The organism is Friedmanniella luteola, from assembly GCF_900105065.1.
GTDB classification, from domain to species: domain Bacteria; phylum Actinomycetota; class Actinomycetes; order Propionibacteriales; family Propionibacteriaceae; genus Microlunatus; species Microlunatus luteolus.
The window spans coordinates 617,132-635,966 of sequence record NZ_LT629749.1 but is presented as its reverse complement, the minus strand read 5'-3'; the positions used below and the strand labels follow the sequence as shown (position 1 = coordinate 635,966).

The window sequence follows — 18,835 nt, the reverse complement described above, 5'->3', positions numbered from 1 at the left end:
CTACTGCTCGGCCAGATAACGGTGGACGAGGGTGACGGCCAGCGCACCCTCCCCGACGGCGGACGCGACCCGCTTCACCGACTGCGCGCGCACGTCGCCGGCCACGAAGACGCCGGGGATGCTCGACTCCAGCAGGTAGGGGTCGCGGGACAGGTCCCAGCTGGGCGGTGGCGCGTCGCCGCGCAGCAGCTCGAGGCCCGTGACGACGAAGCCGCCCGGGTCGCGGACCAGCTCCGGCGGCATCCAGGCGGTCAGCGGGGCGGCGCCGATGAACACGAACAGGTGGCCGGCGTCGAGGACCTCCTCGCTGCCGCTGACGTGCCGCAACGTCACCTGCTGCAGCCGGTCCTCCCCGGCGCAGCGGGCGACGGTGGTGCAGGTGCGGACCTCGATGTTGTCGATCGCCGCGATCTGGTCGATGAGGTAGCTGGACATCGAGCGCTCCAGCCCGTCGCCGCGGACGGCGATCGTCACCCGCGCGGCGTGCCGGGCGAAGAAGACGGCGGCCTGGCCCGCGGAGTTCGCCCCGCCGACGATGACGACGTGGTCGCCGGCGCAGGCCGGCGCCTCGGTGGAGGCGGAGCCGTAGTACACGCCGCGACCGACCAGCTCGTCGGCGCCCGGCGCGTCGAGGTGGCGGTAGCTGACGCCGGTGGCGAGCACCACCGCGTGCGCGAGGACCGAGCTGCCGTCGTCGAAGGTGACCTGGCGGGCCGGGCCCTTGACCTCCAGCCCGGTGACCGTGCGGGCCGTGATCAGCTCGGCACCGAAGCGCAGCGCCTGCCGACGGGCCCGGTCGGTCAGCTGGCCGCCGGCGACGCCGTCCGGGAAGCCCAGGTAGTTCTCGATCCGCGAGCTCTGACCGGCCTGCCCGCCCGCGGCCTCCCGCTCCACCATGACGGCCTTGAGGCCCTCGGAGGCGGCGTAGACGGCGGCGCCGAGGCCGGCGGGGCCGGCACCGACGATCACGACGTCGTACAGCTCGGCCTGCGGGGTGGTGCTGAGCCCGACGGCGGCCGCGAGCTCCTGCAGGCTCGGCTGCACCAGGGCGGCGCCCTCGGTGGTGATGACGACCGGCGCCTGGCTGGCCTCGGCACCGGCCGCGGCCAGCAGCCGGCGGCCGTCGGCCTCGTCGACGTGGAACCAGGTGTAGGGCACGAGGTTGCGGGCCAGGAAGTCCCGGACCTCGTAGGACGCCGGGTTCCAGGGGTGGCCGAGGATCTTCGTCCGGTGCTCGGCGGGCTTGCCCTCGCGCAGCCAGGCGGCCAGCAGCTCGTCGACCACCGGGTAGAACTTCTCCTCCGGCGGCTCCCACGGCTTGAGCAGGTAGTGGTCGACGTCGACGACGTTGATCGCGGCGATCGCCGCGTCGGTGTCGGCGTACGCCGTCAGCAGGGCCCGGCGGGCCTGCGGCACCAGGTCCATCGCCTGCTCGAGGAACTCGACGCCGTTCATCCGGGGCATCCGGTAGTCCGCCAGGATGACGGCCACCTGCTCCCCGCGGAGCACCACGTCGCGGATCAGGTCCAGGGCCTCGGGGCCGGAGTCGGCCCGCATCACCCGGTAGTCGGCGCCGTACTGGCGGCGCAGGTCCCGGGCGACGGCGCGGGAGACGGTCGGGTCGTCGTCGACGGTCAGCAGGATCGGCCGGGCGAGGCGCTCGCGCGGCTCACCGTCCGGGCGGGTCGTGGTCATGCCGGCTCTCCGGTCGGGTGGTCGGGGTCCGCGGGCGGCGCTGTCAGCGGGAGGGTGGCGGGGGTCGCGCACGACAGCACGGCTGACCTCCTTCTCGAGTCGAGCCCATCCTGCCCGCCCGGACCAGCCGACGGCGACCCCTTCGTCCGAGGGCGAACAGGGCCTCAGCGGGCGAGCCGGGACACCTTCCGGCGGCGCAGGCCCGCGGCGTGCAGGCGGGCGACGATCTCCCGGGAGGGCACCAGCACCGCGCCGGCGGCCACCGCGGCGTCGAAGCGCTCGGCGACGACGTCGTAGTGGTCGCGCTCGAAGGCGCGCCGGGGCAGTCCGATCCCGGCGGCGAAGGTGTGCAGCTCCTCGTAGGAGGTGTCGCTGACCAGGTGCGACCAGAGCCGGCCGTGGCCGGGCCAGGTGGGGGCGTCGATGAGGACGGTCACCGGCCGGCGGCGGGCACGTCGGCGACCTGCTCGTCGATCAGGGTGCGCCAGGTGCGGACCAGGTCGGGGTCGACGTAGGCCTTCCAGGAGCCGAGCGGGCGGGCGGACGAGCCGATGTGGAAGGCGCGGACTCCGGCCCGGGCCAGCCACGGCACGTGCTCGGGGAGCAGCCCGCCGCCGGCCATGATCGTCGCCCGCGCGAACGCGTCGCCCCGGGCCCGCTGCACCAGCTCGTCGAGGCCCTCGCTGACCCCGCGCGCGGAGCCGGCGGTCAGCACCTGGTCCAGGCCCGGCAGGTTCCGGAGCTCCCGCCAGGCCCGGTCGGTGGAGATGCAGGAGTCGACCGCCCGGTGGAAGGTCCAGCCGGGACGGGCGTCGGCGACCACCTCGGTGACCACCTCGACGTCGATCTCGGTGTGGGCGTTGAGGAAGCCGAGCACCAGCCCGTCGGCCCCGGCGGTCTCGTAGGCCGACACCAGGCCCTTGAGGTGGGCGACCTCGCCGCCGTCGGTGCCGAAGCCCTCGCGCAGCCGCAGCATCGCCCGCACGGGCAGCGTGGTGGCGGCCCGGACCTGCTCGACCAGCCGGGGCTCGGGCGAGAGCCCGTCGTGCTCCATCGTGCCGACGAGCTCCACCCGGTCCGCACCCCCGGCCTCGGCCCGCTCCGCGTCCGCGGCGTGCCGGGCGATGACCTCGAGCAGGCCGCTCACGACGTGCTCCCCGCCCCCTGACCCGGTCGAGGGGCCGGGGTCCCGTCCAGGGACGCGAGGGTGGCGATCGACGGCATCCGCTCGTCGCGCAGCCGGTAGGAGACGGCCTCGGCGTCGTGGAAGGTCCGGACGATGTTGCCCGACGCCAGCTTCGCGAGGTCCTCCTCGGACCAGGACTTCGCCCGCAGCGCCTCCAGCAGGGCCGGGTAGCAGGAGACGTCCTCCAAGCCCTCGGGCAGCACGCCGACGCCGTCGTAGTCGCCGCCGAGCCCGAGGTGGTCGATCCCCGCCACCTCTCGCGCGTGCTCCAGGTGGGCGACGACGTCGGCCAGCGTGGAGCTGGGCCGGGGGACGGCGTAGCGGCCCCAGAAGGAGTCCATCGCCGTCAGGTCGCGGGGGTCCAGCCCCTCGGAGCGGGCGACCTGCTCGGCCTCCAGCGCCCAGGCGCGGACGGCCGGGCTGACGAAGGTCGGGACGAAGGTGATCATGCAGGTGCCGCCGTTGCCGGCCAGGGAGGCGAGCACGTCGTCGGGCACGTTGCGCGGGTGGTCGCAGACCGCGCGGGCCGAGGAGTGGCTGAAGATGACCGGCGCCTCGCTGGCCTCGATGGCCTGCCGCATCGTCGTCGGAGCGACGTGGCTGAGGTCGACGAGCATCCCCATCCGGTTCATCTCGGCCACCACCTCGCGGCCGAAGGCGGTGAGCCCGCCGTGCCGTGGCTCGTCGGTGGCCGAGTCGGCCCAGTCGGTGTTCTCGTTGTGGGTCAGCGTCAGGTAGCGGACGCCCAGCCGGTACAGCGTGCGCAGCGCGCCGAGGGAGTTGTTGATCGAGTGCCCGCCCTCGGCTCCCAGCAGGCTGCCGATCAGGTACGGGTCGTCCAGCACGGCCGCCAGCCCGTCGGCGCTGGTCACCAGGGCGAGGTCGGAGACGTAGCGCTGCACCATGTCGTAGACGGCGTCGACCTGCTCCAGCGTCGCCGTGACCGCGGCGTCCCCGCGGAGCGAGCAGGGCACGAACACCGACCAGAACTGGGCGCCGAGCGAGCCGGCACGGAGCCGCGGCAGGTCGGTGTGCAGCTGCGGCTGGGACTGCGCGATGTCGACGGCGTCGAAGTCGTAGCCCACCCCCCGCATCGCCCACGGCAGGTCGTTGTGCCCGTCCACCACACGCAGTGCGCTCACGCGAACCCCTTCCCTGCCCGACCGTCCTGGGCTGCACCCTAGCGGCAGGCCCGGGGACCCTGCGGCGGCCGACCGGTCGCTCGTCGCGGCGCCGGGTGAGGCCCTCGAAGACGCCGAGAGGCGGCCCCCGTCGGGGGACCGCCTCTCGGTCTGTCGTGCTGGTGGTGCGGGTGGGGCTGGACTCAGAAGTCCATGCCGCCCATGCCACCGGACGGGTCGCCGCCGCCGGCCGGAGCAGCCTTCTCCGGCTTGTCGGCGATGACGGCCTCGGTGGTGAGGAACAGGGCCGCGATGGAGGCCGCGTTCTGCAGGGCAGAACGGGTGACCTTCGTCGGGTCCGGGACGCCGGCGGCGAGGAGGTCCTCGTACACCCCGGTCGCGGCGTTCAGGCCGTGACCGACGGGGAGGGACTTGACCTTCTCCACCACGACGCCACCCTCGAGGCCGGCGTTGATGGCGATCTGGCGCAGCGGGGCCTCGACGGCCACGCGGACGATCTGGGCGCCGATCTGCTCGTCACCCTCGAGCTCGAGGGTCTCGAACACCTTCGCGGCGGCCTGGACGAGGGCCACGCCACCACCGGCGACGATGCCCTCCTCGACGGCGGCCTTCGCGTTGCGCACGGCGTCCTCGATGCGGTGCTTGCGCTCCTTGAGCTCGACCTCGGTGGCCGCACCGACCTTGATGACGGCGACGCCGCCGGCCAGCTTGGCCAGCCGCTCCTGCAGCTTCTCGCGGTCGTAGTCGGAGTCGGAGTTGTCGATCTCGGCGCGGATCTGGCTGACGCGCCCGGCGATGGCGTCGGAGTCGCCGGCACCCTCGATGATCGTGGTCTCGTCCTTGGTGACCAGCACCTGGCGGGCCTGGCCCAGCAGCTCCAGCCCGACGCCGTCGAGCTTGAGGCCGACCTCCTCGGAGATGACCTGACCACCGGTGAGGATGGCGATGTCGCCGAGCATGGCCTTGCGGCGGTCACCGAAGCCCGGGGCCTTGACGGCGACGGACTTGAAGGTGCCACGGATCTTGTTGACGATCAGCGCGGCCAGGGCCTCGCCGTCGGTGTCCTCGGCGATGACGACGAGCGGCTTGCCGGCCTGGATGACCTTCTCCAGCAGCGGCAGGACGTCCTTGAGGCTCGAGACCTTCGAGTTGACGATCAGCACGTAGGGGTCGTCGAGGACGGTCTCCATGCGCTCGGTGTCGGTGACGAAGTAGGGCGAGATGTAGCCCTTGTCGAACCGCATGCCCTCGGTGAGCTCGAGCTCCAGGCCGAAGGTGTTGGACTCGTCGACGGTGATGACACCTTCCTTGCCGACCTTGTCCATCGCCTCGGCGATGATCTCGCCGACGGTGGGGTCACCGGCGGAGATCGACGCGGTGGCGGCGATCTGCTCCTTGGTGTCCACGTCGACGGCGGTGCTGGCCAGCTCCTCGACGATGGCCGCGACGGCCTTCTCGATGCCCTTCTTGAGGGCCATCGGGTTGGCGCCGGCGGTGACGTTGCGCAGGCCCTCGCGGACCAGCGCCTGCGCCAGCACGGTGGCGGTGGTGGTGCCGTCGCCCGCGACGTCGTCGGTCTTCTTGGCGACCTCCTTGACGAGCTCGGCGCCGATCTTCTCGTAGGGGTCCTCGAGCTCGATCTCCTTGGCGATGCTGACACCGTCGTTGGTGATCGTGGGGGCGCCCCACTTCTTCTCGAGCACGACGTTGCGGCCCTTCGGGCCGAGGGTGACCTTCACGGCGTCGGCGAGGATGTTCATCCCACGCTCGAGCCCGCGACGTGCTTCGGTGTTGAACGAAATCAGTTTGGGCATGTTCTCGGCGAGTCCTCCCGCGCGCCGGCGGCGGGACCGCCGGCTCGATGGCTGCTAGTGGTGATCCCTGAGCAGGTGCCCGCGACGGACGACCTCCACAGGAGGCCTCACACGCTCAGAGAGGTGGCACTCTCACGAGGAGAGTGCTAATCAATGTTTAGCACTCTCCCCTGGCGAGTGCAAACACCCCCGGGCACCGCGGCGGGCAAGGCCGCACCCCAGGCACCCCTCCCCCGCTGTGCACGACCGCGCGGCGGACGACGTGTGACGATCAGTCCTGCAGGCCGTCGCCGAACCGGAACAGGGGGTCCGCGGTGTCGAAGGGGACGTCGCTCCGGCTGGCCTCGACGGCCTCGACGGAGGACGGCAGGTCGAAGGGCAGCCGACCCCGGGCCTGCGCCCGGCCGGTGAGGACGTCGACCAGCGCGTCGTCGGAGGCGCCGTAGTCCACCAGCAGGGCCGCGGCGGCGCCGGCCAGCTCGGGCACCACGGCCGGCCGGTCGAGGTAGAGGTCGACGACGGTGGGCACGGCCGCGCAGATCGCCAGCAGCCGGTCCCGTTCCGGCGGCGCGAAGGCCAGCGAGCCGGCGTGGAACATCGACTCGAAGCGGCCGGGCCGCGGCTCGAAGGGGGCGGCCAGCCGCAGCACGGCGACGTCGGCGTCAGCCGGGTCGTCCACCAGCCGGCCCAGCCGGGACGCCGCGTCGGTGCGGAAGCCCTCGACGTAGACGGCCAGGCCCTCGGCCAGCGGCAGCGACCCGGGCCCGTCGGCCGCAGCGGTCAGCCGGGTGATCGAGGCCCGCTGCGCCGCGCCGCCGGCGGCGACGAAGTCCTCCCGGCCGATCGTCGCGAGGGCGTGGTTCAGGTCCAGCGGGTCGGCGTCGAAGAGGCCGAGGACGAACTTCTCCCGCAGCAGCCGCCGGACGGAGACGTCGAGACGCTCCTCGGTGACGGCGCCGGAGCGGACCAGCTGGACGACGAGCTCGGGGCAGCTCTCACCGCCGAACTGGTCGACGCCGGCCGCCAGCGCCCGGGCCACCCGCTCGGGCGGGCTCAGCTCCTCGACCCCCCAGGCCCGGGCCGGCATCGGCTCGCCGGCGAAGGACTTGTCGGTGATCAGGCCCCAGTCGGTGCAGACGATCCCGTCGAAGCCCAGCTCGTCACGGAGCAGCCCCGCGATGACCGGGCGGTTGAAGGCGAAGCCGACCTCCTCCCAGTCCGTCCCGACGGGCATCCCGTAGTACGGCATGATCTGCGACGTCCCGGCCTCGAGCGCCGCCCGGAAGGGCGCCAGGTGGTACTCCTGCCGGCCGCCCGGGTAGACCTGCTCGCGGCCGTACGCGAAGTGCGGGTCCTCCCCGTCGAGCTGCGGGCCACCGCCCGGGAAGTGCTTGGTCATGGTGGCGACCGAGTCCGGGCCCAGCCGCTCGCCCTGGAAGCCGCGGACGTAGGCCCGGACCAGCTCCGCCGTCAGGTCGGCGTCCTCGCCGAAGGTCATCCCGATCCGCGCCCACCGGTACTCGGTCGCCAGGTCGATCTGCGGGTGCAGGGCCACCCGGAAGCCGCCGGCCACGTACTCCTGCCGGGCGATGTCGGCGAACCGCTCGACCAGGGCCGGGTCGCGCAGCGCGGCGAAGCCCAGCGACTCGGGCCACGCCGAGAAGGAGCCGGCGAGCGCCGCGGTGCCCGCGTTGTCGCTGAAGGAGTGCCGCGGGTCGGTGGACAGGCTCACCGGGATGCCCAGCTCGGTGCTCGCGGCGAGCTCCTGCAGCCGGTTGTACCAGGCGACCAGGTCCCGGACGCCCGACGGCGAGCCGAGCAGGTTGAAGTGGTTCATCCGCAGGCCGCGGACGGCGGCCTCGCTGCCGGGGCGGGCGATGACGTTGTCGTCGCCGACGAGCGTCCCGTCCGGCCCGATCAGCGTCATGTCGTGGAACATCAGCCCCGCCTTGTCCTCCAGGGTCAGCCGGCCCAGCAGGTCCTCGACCCGTTGGTCGGGGCTCAGCGACGGGTCGCGGTAGGGCGGCGCGCTGGGCTGGGTCATCGGCGGACTCCTTCGTCGGACGGGTCGGGGCGGGGCGGCGCCGGCCGGGGTCATCCTCGCGGACGCGGCCGGCCACACGACCGGCGGCCCGACCTGAACACATAGGCCGGGAATGCACAGGGTGCTCCCAGGGTTGCGCTGACCATGGCCGACACCGAGACACGCCCGATCACCCGTGCCGATGTCGGCCTGCGGTCGGAGCGCGGACCGATCCTGCTGGCCGTGATGCTCAGCGTCGGCCTGGTGGCGATCGACTCGACGATCCTCGCCACGGCGGTACCGGCGATCGTCGACGACCTGGGCGGGTTCGCCCAGTTCCCCTGGCTCTTCTCGATCTACCTGCTGGCCCAGGCCGTCTGCGTGCCGATCTTCGGCAAGCTGAGCGACCTGTTCGGCCGCAAGCCGGTGATGCTGGCCGGCGTCGGGCTGTTCGTGCTCGGCTCGGTCCTCTGCGGTCTCGCGTGGAGCATGCCCGCGCTGATCGTGTTCCGCGCGGTCCAGGGCCTCGGCGCCGGAGCCGTCCAGCCGACCGCGATGACGATCATCGGCGACATCTACACCGTGGCCGAGCGCGCCAAGGTGCAGGGCTACGTGGCCAGCGTGTGGGCCATCTCCTCGGTCGTCGGACCGACGCTGGGCGGGGTGTTCGTCGACTTCCTCGACTGGCGCCTCATCTTCTTCGTCAACGTCCCGCTGGGCGCCGTCGCGGCCTGGGTGCTGTTCCGCCGCTTCTCCGAGGACGTCACCAAGGCCGAGCACCAGATCGACTACCGCGGGGCCGTGCTGCTGACCGTCGGCACCTCCCTGCTGGTGCTGGGCCTGCTCGAGGGCGGCGTCCAGTGGGACTGGCTGTCGGTGCCCGGCGTCGGCGTGCTGACCGTCGCGGTGCTGGCCCTGGTCGGCTTCGCCCTCGTGGAGCGGCGGGCCGCCGAGCCGGTGATCCCGCCGTGGGTGTTCCGCAGCCGGCTGCTCAACACCACCAACCTCGCCAGCCTCTCGATCGGCGTGGTGCTGATCGGCCTGACCTCCTACGTCCCGCTCTACGTGCAGGGCGTGCTCGGGGAGAACGCCCTGGTCGCCGGCTTCGCGCTGGCCGCGCTCACCCTCGGCTGGCCGATCGCGGCCTCCTCGGCCGGCCGCATCTACCTGCGGGTCGGCTTCCGCCTGACGGCGCTGCTCGGCTGCGCGATCATCCTGGTCGGCGTCGCGCTGCTGGTGCTGATCGGGCCGGGCAGCTCGGTCTGGCAGGTCGCCGGCACCTGCTTCGTGATCGGCCTCGGCATGGGCCTCACCGCCAGCCCCACCCTCATCGCCGGGCAGGCGGCCGCCGAGTGGTCGGTTCGCGGCGTGGTCACCGGGACCAACATGTTCGCCCGCTCCATGGGCAGCGCCGTCGGGATCGCCGTCTTCGGCGCCGTCGCCAACGCCTCGTTGGCCCGCAGCGGCGGCGGCACCGTCTCCACCACCGCCGCCGGCATCCCGGCCGGCGCGCTCGACCCAGCCCTGCACGCGGTCTTCCTCGGCACGGCCGCCGTGGCCGCGGTGCTCACCGTCGCGGTGCTGCTGATGCCGAAGACCCCGCCGCACGGCCAGGACTGACTGATCCCGGCCCGCAGTCCTAGCCCGCGTCCGGCCCGAGCCGGTGGGCGGGGCCCCCGGGCAGGTCCGGGAAGGGCTCGAGGCTCATCCCGCCGTAGCGCAGACCGCCGGCGGTCGAGCGGGTGACCGGCTCCCCCACCGAGCCGTAGCCGCTGCCCGCCTCGATCAGCAGCTCGTCCCCGTCCTCGGCCAGCTCGTCGGCGCCCTCCAACGGCGCCCAGGTGCCGGTGGACAGGCTCCGCAGCCGGCCACCGACCGCGGCGACGTCGACCACCGTCCACGGGTTGGCGTAGCGGCCCGTCCAGCGACGCGCGGACGCCGGCAGCGCACCGCCGTCGGTCGCCGCGGCGGCCAGCAGCTGGGCGATCCCCCGGGCGAGCTGGGTGGCCGGCCCGTCGACGGCGTTCGTCAGCACCGAGATGGTCAGCCCGCTGACCGGGTCCAGCAGCGTCTTGGTGATGTGGCCCGGGTAGCCACCCGAGTGGCCGACGAAGACCTGGTCGTCGACCCTCTCCCGCACCATCCCCCACCCGTAGCCGGCCCCGTCGTCGGTGCGCGGGTCGGCCGGGTTGGCCTGGCGCTGCTGCAGCCGCTTGGTGCGGTCGCTGAGCAGCCGCTCGTCGCCCAGGACGTGGGCCCCGAAGTAGAGGACGAGGTCGCTCGCCGTGGAGGTGAAGCCCGTGGCCGCCGCCATCGCGCCGGTGTCGACGTGCTCGAGCGCCCGCCGGCGGGGGCCGGTGTGCAGGCCGGTGTGGCCGACGGCGTAGTCTCCGGCCCGGTCGCGCCAGTAGTCGGCCACCGTGTCGGCGAGGCCGAGCGGGGCGGTGACGCCGTCCCGGGCCGCGTCACCGAAGCTGGTCCCGGTCACCGCCTCGACGAGCAGCCCGAGCAGGGAGTAGCCGAGGTTGCTGTAGGCGTAGAGCGCGCCCGGCGCGGTCTTCAGGCCGCCCTCGCGCGTCATCGCCAGCAGCGTGTCCGTGTCGGGGAAGGGCCGCTGGAACATCCAGTAGTCGGCGTCCCGGCCGTCGCGGAGCAGGCCGGAGGTGTGCTCCAGCAGCTCGCGGACGGCGAGGTCGGCCAGCGGCCCGTCGGCCAGCGCCGGCAGGTGCGTCCCGACCGGGTCGTCCAGGCCCAGCCGGCCCTGCTCGACCAGCTGCAGCACCAGCGTCGCGGTGAACGTCTTGGAGTGCGAGGCGATCCGGAACAGGTGGCCGGTGGTCATCGGCACCGCGCGCTCGAGGTCGGCGTAGCCGTAGGCCCGGGAGAAGAAGGGGACCCCGGCGACGCCGAGCGCCACCTGGGCCCCCGGGGTCCTCGCGTGCCAGAGCCGGTAGTCGACCCAGCGGTCGACGGTCTCCAGGGTGGCGGCGTCGGGCACGGGCGCGGGGCCGGGTGTGGTCATGGCGACCATCATCACCACCGGCCCGGACCGGGGTGCGGCCAGGGCGACGCCGGATGGTCCGGACCGGCCTGCGACGCACCCTGGTCCGCGTGCGCACCCTGCTGAACATCATCTGGTTCGTCGTCAGCGGCTTCTGGCTCTGGCTGGCCTACGTGCTGGCCGGGGTGATCTGCTGCCTGCTGGTCGTGACCATCCCCTGGGGCATCGCCTCGTTCCGGCTGGCCGGCTACGCCGTCTGGCCGTTCGGCCGTGAGGTGGTCCCGCGGCCGGGCGCCGGCGTCGGCGCCGCCCTGGGCAACGTCGTCTGGGTGGTGGTGGCCGGCTGGTGGCTCGCGCTCACCCACCTCACCACGGGTCTCGCGCTCTGCCTGACGGTCATCGGCATCCCGCTGGGCGTCGCCAACGTCAAGCTGGTCGGGATGGCCCTGCTGCCGCTCGGCCAGCAGGTGGTCCCCCGCCGGTCCTGACGTCAGTCCGCGCTGAGCTGGCTGTACTCGTCCGGCGCCAGCTCGGCCACCAGCGGGACGACGTCGGCGATGGAGTCCAGCACCCGCGTCGGCCGGTAGGGGAACCGGGTGATCTCCTCGCGCCGGGTCGAGCCGGTGAGCACCAGGACCGTCCGGAGCCCCGCCTCGATGCCGGCCACCATGTCGGTGTCCATCCGGTCGCCGATCATCACCGTCGTCTCCGAGTGCGCCTCGATCGCGTTGAGCGCCGAGCGCATCATCAGCGGGTTCGGCTTGCCCACGAAGTAGGGCTTGATGCCGGTCGCCTGGGTGATCAGCGCCGCCACCGAGCCGGTGGCGGGCAGCGGACCCTCCGGCGACGGGCCGGTGGCGTCGGGGTTGGTGGCGATGAAGCGGGCGCCGCGGTGGATCAGCCGGATCGCCCGGGTGATGGCCTCGAAGGAGTAGGTCCGGGTCTCCCCGAGCACCACGTAGTCCGGGTCACGGTCGGTCAGCACGAAGCCGACGTCGTGCAGGGCCGAGGTCATCCCGGCCTCCCCGATGACGTAGGCCGAGCCGCCCGCGTCCTGGTCGGCCAGGAACTGCGCGGTGGCCAGCGCCGAGGTCCAGATCGACGCCTCCGGCACGTCGATGCCGCTGCCCAGCAGCCGGGCGCGGAGATCGCGGGCGGTGAAGATCGAGTTGTTGGTCAGCACCAGGTAGGGCCGCTGGTGCTCCTGCAGGGCGGCGATGAAGTCTGCCGCCCCGGGCAGCGCCTGCTCCTCGTGCACGAGCACGCCGTCCATGTCGGTCAGCCAGCAGGCGACGGGTCTGGTGTCCACCCGGCCAGGCTGTCAGCCGCGGCCGCGCGCCGTCCACCGGGCCCTTGACGACCCCACCTAGCCTGGAGGCGATGAAGCTCCTCCGGACCGCCGGCGCGCTGCTGCTCGCCGCCCTCACCGTCACCGCCTGCACAGCCGGTGGCGGGTCGAGCGCGGCCCCGGTCCCGACGCCCGCTCCCCGCGCGACCGCCAGCCCCGACCCCGCGCCGTCCACCCCCGCCACCCCGGAGCCGCGCCCGCTGGCCACCGGCGGGCTCGGCACGGACGGTCTGACGGTGCGCTACCAGGACCGGGACGGCTCGATCAAGACCCTGCGGGTGGAGGACTTCCCGCGCTGAACGGCTGCTGAGGACCGCCTGAGAAGGTGGGCCGACCCGCCTGCGTCGGCGCGCTCCTGACAACGGTGTCCAGCGCTGGAGGCCCACCTGATCTGCCCCGTCCGCGGACGGCATACTGCTGGGGTGGCTGAGAACCAGACGTCCGAGCAGGGCTCCGTGACCGACGAGCCGACCGTCATCATCCTGTACGGAGGGACCGGTGACCTGGCCAAGCGGCTGGTCCTCCCCGCGTTCTGGGAGCTCCACACCCGCGGCCTGCTCCCCAAGCGCTGGAAGCTGGTGGGCAACGGCCGCGGCGACGTCTCGCACCTGGACTTCCAGCAGCACATCTACGACGCGCTGAGCGAGTTCGCGACCACCCCCGAGCCCGAGGCGTGGAAGGACTTCGCGCCCAACGTGCTGTTCGCCGGCGGCGGCTTCACCCACGACAACCCGGGCAGCCTGCTGGACGTCATCCAGCAGGCCGAGGACGAGCTGGGCGAGGACCGCCGGATCATCCACTACCTGGCGATCCCGCCGTCGGCCTTCGAGAAGACGACCCGGGCGATCAAGGCCCACGGCCTCGGCCCGGACGCGAAGGCGGTGTACGAGAAGCCGTTCGGCACGTCGCTGGACAGCTTCCACGAGCTCGACGATCTGGTGCACTCGGTCTTCGACGAGGAGCAGGTCTACCGGATCGACCACTTCCTGGGGAAGGAGGCGACGCAGAACCTGCACCTGGTGCGGTTCAGCAACCGCCTCTTCAACGACACCTGGAGCCGGGAGCACCTCGCGCAGGTCCAGATCGACGTGCCGGAGACCCTGGACATCGCCGACCGCGCCGGGTTCTACGACGAGACCGGCGCCGCGCTCGACATGCTCGTGACCCACCTGTTCCAGGTCGCGGCGCAGGTGGCCATGGAGCCGCCGCTGAGCATGGCGGCGGAGGACCTGCAGGACGCGCGCGAGTCGGTGATCGCCGCCTTCCGACCGCTCGACCCGTCCGAGGTGGTGCTCGGCCAGTACCAGAGCTACCGCGCGACCGAGGGCGTGCCGGACGACTCCGACACCGACACCTTCGTCGCCGCCCGGCTGTGGATCGACACCGACCGCTGGCAGGGCGTCCCGTTCCTGCTCCGCACCGGCAAGATGATGCCCATCAGCGCCCAGCGGGTGAGCCTGATCTTCAAGCCGTCCGACGGCCCGGTGCACTCGCAGGGCTCGAACACGAACGCGCTGATCTTCGACCTCAAGGGCAACGGCGCCATCGAGATCCAGATGACGGTGAAGAAGCCGGGCCCCGAGCCGGTGCCCGCCGAGAGCTGCAGCACGCTGCACCTGGAGAACGTGTCGGAGGGTTCGATGACCGCCTACACCTCGCTGATCTACGACGTGTTCGCCGGCGACCGCTCGCTGTTCACCAGCTCGGCCGGGCTCGAGGCGACCTTCCGCGCGTTCGCGCCGCTGCAGGCCGACACCCGCCCCGCGATCCAGCCCTACGACGACGGCAGCTGGGGTCCGGCCGCCGCCGACGCCCTCACCGGCGACGTCGGCTGGCTGCTCGGCAGCTGAGCCGGGCGGCGGCCGCGGCCGGCCGCCGGCCGCCGCCTGGTTCAGCGGCGTCCGCTCAGCGGCGGGCGTCCGCCAGCACGGTGACCAGTGCGTCGTAGACCGCGGGCGGCCCGGCGACGATCGGGTTGCCCTGCAGCAGGCCGTCGCCGGCCAGGAAGTCGCTGACCCGCGCGCCGGCGGCGTGCAGCACCGCGACGGCGCCGAGGCAGTCCCAGCTGTTGATGTGCGGCTCGACGTAGCCGAGCAGCCGCCCGCAGGCGACGTCGCACAGCCCGAGGGCGCCCGAGCCGTTGCGGACGAACATGCCGCCGGCGCGCAGCAGCCGGTCCAGCACCGGGACGATCTGGTCGGGCCCGACCCGCGGCGAGTAGCCGAGGTAGGTCAGCCCGTCCGCGAGCGAGGCACCCGGGTGCGGCCGCACCGGGTCACCGTTGAGCGTGGCGGGGACGCCGTCCCCGCCGGCGAACAGCTCGTCGGCCACGGGGTTGAGCACCAGCCCCAGCACCGCGGCCCCGTCGCGGACGTAGGCCATGGAGATGCACCAGGTCGGCAGCCCGCTGACGAACGGCTGCGTGCCGTCGATCGGGTCGACCACCCAGATGCCGGTGCTGCCCGGGAAGTCCGCGTGGCCGGTCTCCTCGCCGAGGAACGCATCGGTCGGGAACCGGTCGGCCAGGCGGCCCTTGAGGTGGTTCTCCACCGCGACATCGGCCTCGGAGACGACGTCCTGCACCCCCTTGCTGTTGACGGTGAGGGTGGAGAGGCGGCCGAAGTAGCCGAGGGCCACCGTGCCGGCCTCGCGGATCAGCTCGGTCGCGAACGCCAGCCGGGTCAGGTCGTCGTCGTGCACGTCAGTCCTTCCAGAGCCACGCCGCGCCCCGGACGCCGCTGGAGTCACCGTGGGTGGCGGGCACGATCGGGGTGTAGAAGCAGGGCGAGAAGGTGGCTCCGGCCACCCGGGCCGGCAGCCCGGTGTACAGCTCGGGGATGTTCGACATGCCGCCGCCCAGCACGATGACGTCGGGGTCGAGGGTGTTCACGACGATGGACAGACCCCGCGCGAGCCGGTCGAGGTAGCGGTCCCAGACCAGCTGGGCCAGCCGGTTCCCGGACCGGACCTGCTCGAGGATCTCCTTGGCGCTCAGCCGGGGCGGGTCGATCAGGTCGACGCTGGCGTGCTGGTGGTAGTCGCGGGCGAAGGACGGCCCCGACACCCACCGCTCGACGCAGCCGTGCCGGCCGCAGTAGCAGGCCGGGCCGGGGATCTCGCTGACGTCGGGACGCGGCAGCTGGTTGTGGCCGTACTCGGCCGCGCTGTTGTTCGGCCCGTGGTGGGCCCGCCCGTCGATGGCGATGCCCGCCCCGGTCCCGGTGCCGATGATGACCCCGAGCACCACCCGGTACCCGGCCCCGGACCCGTCGACGGCTTCGGAGACGGCGAAGCAGTCGGCGTCGTTGGACGTCCGCACGGGCCGGTCGAGGACGCGCTCGAGGTCGGACTCCACCGGACGGCCGTTCAGCCAGGTGGAGCTGGCCCCCTTGGCCAGGCCGGTCCGCGGGTCCAGGCTGCCGGGCAGCCCGACGCCGACCGTCCCCGTCCGGCCGGTGGTCGACTCCACCTGGCCGACCAGGGACGCGATCAGGGCCAGGCAGCCGTCGTAGTCCGAGCGGGGGGTGGCGACGCGGACGCGGGCCAGCTCCGCGCCGGCCTCGCCGAGGGCGACGACCTCGATCTTGGTCCCGCCCCAGTCGACACCGACCAGCATCCGGTCCTCCGCTCCGGTCACCGCGGTCACGCTGCCGGACCGCCCGTTGGTCCCGGCAGGCTAGCGGCCGCCGGTCGTTCCCGGCCGTCGACCCTCACGGCAGCTGGTGCAGCGCCAGCGGCAGGACGGCCGTCGCGCCGGCCCCGGCCAGCAGGGAGCCGGCCACCGTCAGCGTCCAGCGGCTGCGGATCCGGTCGTCGACCAGCAGCACCGGCCCGTCGAAGGAGACGTCGGGGTGCAGCGTCGTCGTCCGCAGCAGGTCCTGGGCCCGGGTGGAGCTGGACGCGTCGACCGCCGGGGCGGGGCCGCTGACGGCGAGGGCGTCGACCAGCGGCAGCCGGCCGATCCGGGCGAGGTGCTCGGCCACCGAGCCGATCAGCGTCGGGTAGCTCCGCGACGGCATGGGCACCACCGCGACCGGGCGCTGCCACGTCTTCGACCAGCGCTTCAGCACCTCGACCATGGCCGCCAGCACCTCGGGCGAGGCCGGGGCGTCCCGCTGCCACATCCGGCCGAGCTCCTCGGCCCAGGCCGGGTCGTCGGCGAAGGCCAGCGCCCGTCCGGGGGCCAGGAAGCCGATCTTGCCCTTGCGGTCGGGAAGCCCGGAGGCCCAGATCTTGCGGGGCTCGACGATGACGTCCTGGCCGCGGAAGAAGCGGGCGGCCGCGGCCACGATCTCCGGGTCGGGCTCCGCGCCCGGTGCGGGCAGCCGTCCGGTGCAGACCGAGCAGCGTCCGCAGGGGCGGGGGTCCGGGTCGTCCAGCGCCTGCTGCAGGAAGCGCATCAGGCACCCCTCCCCGTGCGCGTAGGAGCGCATCAGGTCAGCCTCGGCCGCCCGCACCTTGCGCAGCGCCGCCCACTTGGCCTCGTCGAAGTACCAGGCCTGACCGGTGGCCACCCAGCCGCCGGCGCGGCGCTCGACCGCCTCGTCGACGGCGAGGATCTTGAGCGTGCTCTCCAGCTTGCCGCGTCGCAGGCCGGTGGCCGCCTCCAGTGCGGGGACGGTCTGCGGCTCCTCACCCAGGGCGTCGAGGATCCGCTCGACCTGGTGCTCGTCGGGGATCCCGGCGGTGGCGAAGTACTCCCAGATCCGCTCGTCCGCCTCGGCCGGGACCAGCACGGCCAGCGCGTCGTCCAGGGCCCGGCCGGCCCGGCCGACCTGCTGGTAGTAGGCGACCGGTGAGCCCGGCGAGCCGAGGTGCACGCAGAAGGCGAGGTCGGGCTTGTCGTAGCCCATCCCCAGCGCCGAGGTGGCCACGAGGGCCTTGACCTGGTTGGCCCGCAGCCGGTCCTCCAGCTCCTCCCGGTTGGGCGTCTGCCCGGAGTAGGCGGCGACGTCGAGGCCCTGCTCCCGCAGGAAGCCGGTGACCCGTTCGGTCTCGGCGACGGTGAGCACGTACACGATGCCCGAGCCGGGCAGCGAGCGCAGCGCCTCGGCGACCCAGGCGTAGCGCTGCAGCACCGTCAGCTGCGGCACGACGGCCAGCGTCAACGAGGCCCGGGCCAGTGACCCGCGCAGCGTGACGGTCTGCTCCCCCAGCTGGGCCGCCACGTCGGCGGTGACCCGCTCGTTGGCCGTGGCGGTGGTGGCGAGCACCGGCGTGCCGGGCGCGAGCGCCAGCAGCGTCCGGGTGAGCCGCTGGTAGTCGGGCCGGAAGTCGAAGCCCCAGTCGGAGACGCAGTGCGCCTCGTCGATCACGAGCATCCCGCAGGAGCCGAGCAGCTCGGGCAGCTGCGCCGCGAACACCGGGTTGGAGAGCCGCTCGGGGCTGATCAGCAGGACGTCGGTCTCGCCGGCGCGCAGCTCGCTCATCACCCGCGCCCAGTCGTCGATGTTGGTGGAGTTGACGGTGGCGGCCCGCAGCCCGGCCCGCTCGGCGGCGCTGATCTGGTCCCGCATCAGGGCCAGCAGCGGGGACACCACCAGCGTCGGCCCGGCGCCGCGCTCCCGGAGCGCCGCCGTCGCCGCCCAGTAGACCGCCGACTTGCCCCAGCCGGTGGCCTGGACCACCAGGACCTTCTGGTTGCGCTCCACCAGCTCCTCGACCGCCCGGACCTGGTCCTCACGGGGACGGGCGTCCGGGCCGGCCATCGTGGTGATCACCCGACCGAGGACGTCGGCGGCGGGGGTGCGCTGGGTGGCTGCTGGCATACCTGCAGTCTGCCCGCCCGCGCCGCCATCGCTCGCCCCGCCTCCGGGCCTGTGGACGAGTCCGAGCACCCGGCTGGGGACGACGGTCGGCCACAGCCCCACCCAGGACCGGTCCGCCCGACGTGCGTCGACCCGGGGTCGGCGACGCTCTGACCGGCAGCGAGGCGAGGACCGAGGGCTGCCTCAGGCGGCGGGAGCCGGCGACCGGCCCAGGTAGGCGGCCAGCCGCGCCGTCGGACCGGCGTCGGCCGAGGGCGCCACGGCGGGCCCGAAGGGGACGGGCCCGCCGCGCGGCAGGGGGTCCAGGACGGCGCGGATCGAGCGCTCCGCCAGCGCGGCGAGGTCGGCGTCGGCCTCGGCGGGCCGCCCGGTCGCCACGGCCAGGTCCCAGCCGTGGGTCAGCTGCTCGCTGACGTAGACCCCGACCACCTGCGCGCCGGGCAGCGGCCCGAACGGGGCGACGACGACCCGGCTCAGGGCGGCGTCGTCGGCCCAGGCGGCCTGCGAGCGCGCGGCCCGCTCGCGGTAGCCGGCGGCCAGGTCGTCGGGCAGCGCCTCGGCGAAGGCGGGCACCGACGCGGCCGGCTGCCCGTGGCCCAGGGCCTCGACGCGGTCCGCGACGCCGTACAGGTGCCGGACCAGCGCGGCGACGTCGAACTCGGTGCACGGGGTGGGCAGCGCGAGCTGCTCGGGCGTGACGGTGGCCAGCAGCCCGACGATCCACGCCTGGGTGCGGGCGAGCGCGGGCCGCGGGTCGTCCGCGGTGCGGGGGGCGTCGATCTGGGTGGCGGTCATGGCTCTCCTCGGCTCGATGGCCCCGGTCGGGACCGTCTGCGACCATCCTCGAACGCCATACCT

At 73.6% G+C, this 18,835-nt stretch carries 16 protein-coding genes; 4 read left to right on the top strand and 12 right to left on the bottom strand.

Features of this window, described 5'->3' with window-relative positions; genetic code table 11:
- From BLT72_RS02970 to BLT72_RS02945, 6 genes are all read right to left on the bottom strand, one after another.
- Positions 1-1,695, bottom strand: coding sequence for an NAD(P)/FAD-dependent oxidoreductase (locus tag BLT72_RS02970; protein WP_091409951.1), 1,695 nt, complete (start codon positions 1,693-1,695; stop codon positions 1-3).
- 164 nt (positions 1,696-1,859) lie between these two features.
- Positions 1,860-2,132, bottom strand: a complete 273-nt coding sequence (locus BLT72_RS02965; RefSeq protein ID WP_091409947.1) for a DUF4031 domain-containing protein — start codon at positions 2,130-2,132, stop codon at positions 1,860-1,862.
- Positions 2,129-2,842 carry a copper homeostasis protein CutC gene (locus BLT72_RS02960; RefSeq protein ID WP_091409944.1) on the bottom strand — a complete coding sequence of 238 codons (714 nt, stop codon included), beginning with the start codon at positions 2,840-2,842 and terminating at the stop codon, positions 2,129-2,131. The genes BLT72_RS02965 and BLT72_RS02960 overlap by 4 nt, the downstream gene beginning before the upstream one ends.
- Entirely contained in the window at positions 2,839-4,023 is a 1,185-nt protein-coding gene (locus BLT72_RS02955; protein WP_231930293.1) for a dipeptidase, read from the bottom strand. Before BLT72_RS02955 ends, BLT72_RS02960 begins: the two co-directional genes overlap by 4 nt.
- A gap of 182 nt (positions 4,024-4,205) precedes the next feature.
- The gene (groL, locus tag BLT72_RS02950) at positions 4,206-5,837 is read right to left on the bottom strand and encodes a chaperonin GroEL (RefSeq protein ID WP_091409941.1); all 1,632 of its coding nucleotides are present in this window, start codon (positions 5,835-5,837) and stop codon (positions 4,206-4,208) included.
- Positions 5,838-6,108: 271 nt separating this feature from the next.
- Complete coding sequence (locus BLT72_RS02945; RefSeq protein WP_091409939.1) at positions 6,109-7,881, bottom strand: glycoside hydrolase family 3 protein; 1,773 nt, start codon at positions 7,879-7,881, stop codon at positions 6,109-6,111.
- A gap of 144 nt (positions 7,882-8,025) precedes the next feature.
- On the opposite strand from BLT72_RS02945, the gene BLT72_RS02940 reads away from it, so the two are divergent.
- On the top strand, positions 8,026-9,480 hold the full coding sequence (locus BLT72_RS02940) for an MDR family MFS transporter (protein WP_091409936.1): 1,455 nt from the start codon (positions 8,026-8,028) through the stop codon (positions 9,478-9,480).
- Positions 9,481-9,499: 19 nt separating this feature from the next.
- Here BLT72_RS02940 and BLT72_RS02935 read toward each other — a convergent pair whose 3' ends face one another.
- Positions 9,500-10,882: a serine hydrolase domain-containing protein gene (locus tag BLT72_RS02935; RefSeq protein WP_157720267.1), complete on the bottom strand. Its 1,383-nt coding sequence runs from the start codon at positions 10,880-10,882 to the stop codon at positions 9,500-9,502.
- Positions 10,883-10,971: 89 nt separating this feature from the next.
- On the opposite strand from BLT72_RS02935, the gene BLT72_RS02930 reads away from it, so the two are divergent.
- The gene (locus BLT72_RS02930) at positions 10,972-11,349 is read left to right on the top strand and encodes a YccF domain-containing protein (RefSeq protein ID WP_091416567.1); all 378 of its coding nucleotides are present in this window, start codon (positions 10,972-10,974) and stop codon (positions 11,347-11,349) included.
- Positions 11,350-11,351: 2 nt separating this feature from the next.
- On the opposite strand, the gene BLT72_RS02925 is transcribed toward BLT72_RS02930, so the two are convergent.
- Positions 11,352-12,134 carry an HAD-IIA family hydrolase gene (locus BLT72_RS02925; RefSeq protein ID WP_091416564.1) on the bottom strand — a complete coding sequence of 261 codons (783 nt, stop codon included), beginning with the start codon at positions 12,132-12,134 and terminating at the stop codon, positions 11,352-11,354.
- Positions 12,135-12,241: 107 nt separating this feature from the next.
- Here BLT72_RS02925 and BLT72_RS02920 point away from each other — a divergent pair, with 107 nt between their 5' ends.
- Positions 12,242-12,508, top strand: coding sequence for a hypothetical protein (locus tag BLT72_RS02920; RefSeq protein WP_091409929.1), 267 nt, complete (start codon positions 12,242-12,244; stop codon positions 12,506-12,508).
- Positions 12,509-12,631: 123 nt separating this feature from the next.
- A complete protein-coding gene (locus BLT72_RS02915) occupies positions 12,632-14,059 on the top strand; it encodes a glucose-6-phosphate dehydrogenase (RefSeq protein ID WP_197677183.1) in 1,428 nt (475 codons plus the stop codon).
- Positions 14,060-14,114: 55 nt separating this feature from the next.
- Here the strand turns inward: BLT72_RS02915 and BLT72_RS02910 are convergent, their stop codons facing one another.
- The 4 genes from BLT72_RS02910 to BLT72_RS02895 form a co-directional block, all read right to left on the bottom strand.
- Positions 14,115-14,909: an inositol monophosphatase family protein gene (locus BLT72_RS02910; RefSeq protein WP_157720265.1), complete on the bottom strand. Its 795-nt coding sequence runs from the start codon at positions 14,907-14,909 to the stop codon at positions 14,115-14,117.
- A gap of 1 nt (position 14,910) precedes the next feature.
- A complete protein-coding gene (locus BLT72_RS02905) occupies positions 14,911-15,846 on the bottom strand; it encodes an ROK family protein (protein ID WP_197677182.1) in 936 nt (311 codons plus the stop codon).
- A gap of 73 nt (positions 15,847-15,919) precedes the next feature.
- Positions 15,920-17,977, bottom strand: coding sequence for a RecQ family ATP-dependent DNA helicase (locus tag BLT72_RS02900; RefSeq protein ID WP_091409921.1), 2,058 nt, complete (start codon positions 17,975-17,977; stop codon positions 15,920-15,922).
- Between the two features lie 183 nt (positions 17,978-18,160).
- The gene (locus tag BLT72_RS02895; protein WP_157720263.1) at positions 18,161-18,772 is read right to left on the bottom strand and encodes a TIGR03086 family metal-binding protein; all 612 of its coding nucleotides are present in this window, start codon (positions 18,770-18,772) and stop codon (positions 18,161-18,163) included.
- Positions 18,773-18,835 lie beyond the last annotated feature (63 nt).

Coding starts and splice junctions, on each gene's coding strand:
- BLT72_RS02970 (WP_091409951.1), bottom strand. CDS start 1,695: ATGACCACGACCCGCCCGGACGGTGAGCCGCGCGAGCGCCTCGCCCGG.
- groL (WP_091409941.1), bottom strand. CDS start 5,837: ATGCCCAAACTGATTTCGTTCAACACCGAAGCACGTCGCGGGCTCGAG.
- BLT72_RS02945 (WP_091409939.1), bottom strand. CDS start 7,881: ATGACCCAGCCCAGCGCGCCGCCCTACCGCGACCCGTCGCTGAGCCCC.
- BLT72_RS02940 (WP_091409936.1), top strand. CDS start 8,026: ATGGCCGACACCGAGACACGCCCGATCACCCGTGCCGATGTCGGCCTG.
- BLT72_RS02935 (WP_157720267.1), bottom strand. CDS start 10,882: ATGACCACACCCGGCCCCGCGCCCGTGCCCGACGCCGCCACCCTGGAG.
- BLT72_RS02925 (WP_091416564.1), bottom strand. CDS start 12,134: ATGGACGGCGTGCTCGTGCACGAGGAGCAGGCGCTGCCCGGGGCGGCA.
- BLT72_RS02920 (WP_091409929.1), top strand. CDS start 12,242: ATGAAGCTCCTCCGGACCGCCGGCGCGCTGCTGCTCGCCGCCCTCACC.
- BLT72_RS02900 (WP_091409921.1), bottom strand. CDS start 17,977: ATGCCAGCAGCCACCCAGCGCACCCCCGCCGCCGACGTCCTCGGTCGG.
- BLT72_RS02895 (WP_157720263.1), bottom strand. CDS start 18,772: ATGACCGCCACCCAGATCGACGCCCCCCGCACCGCGGACGACCCGCGG.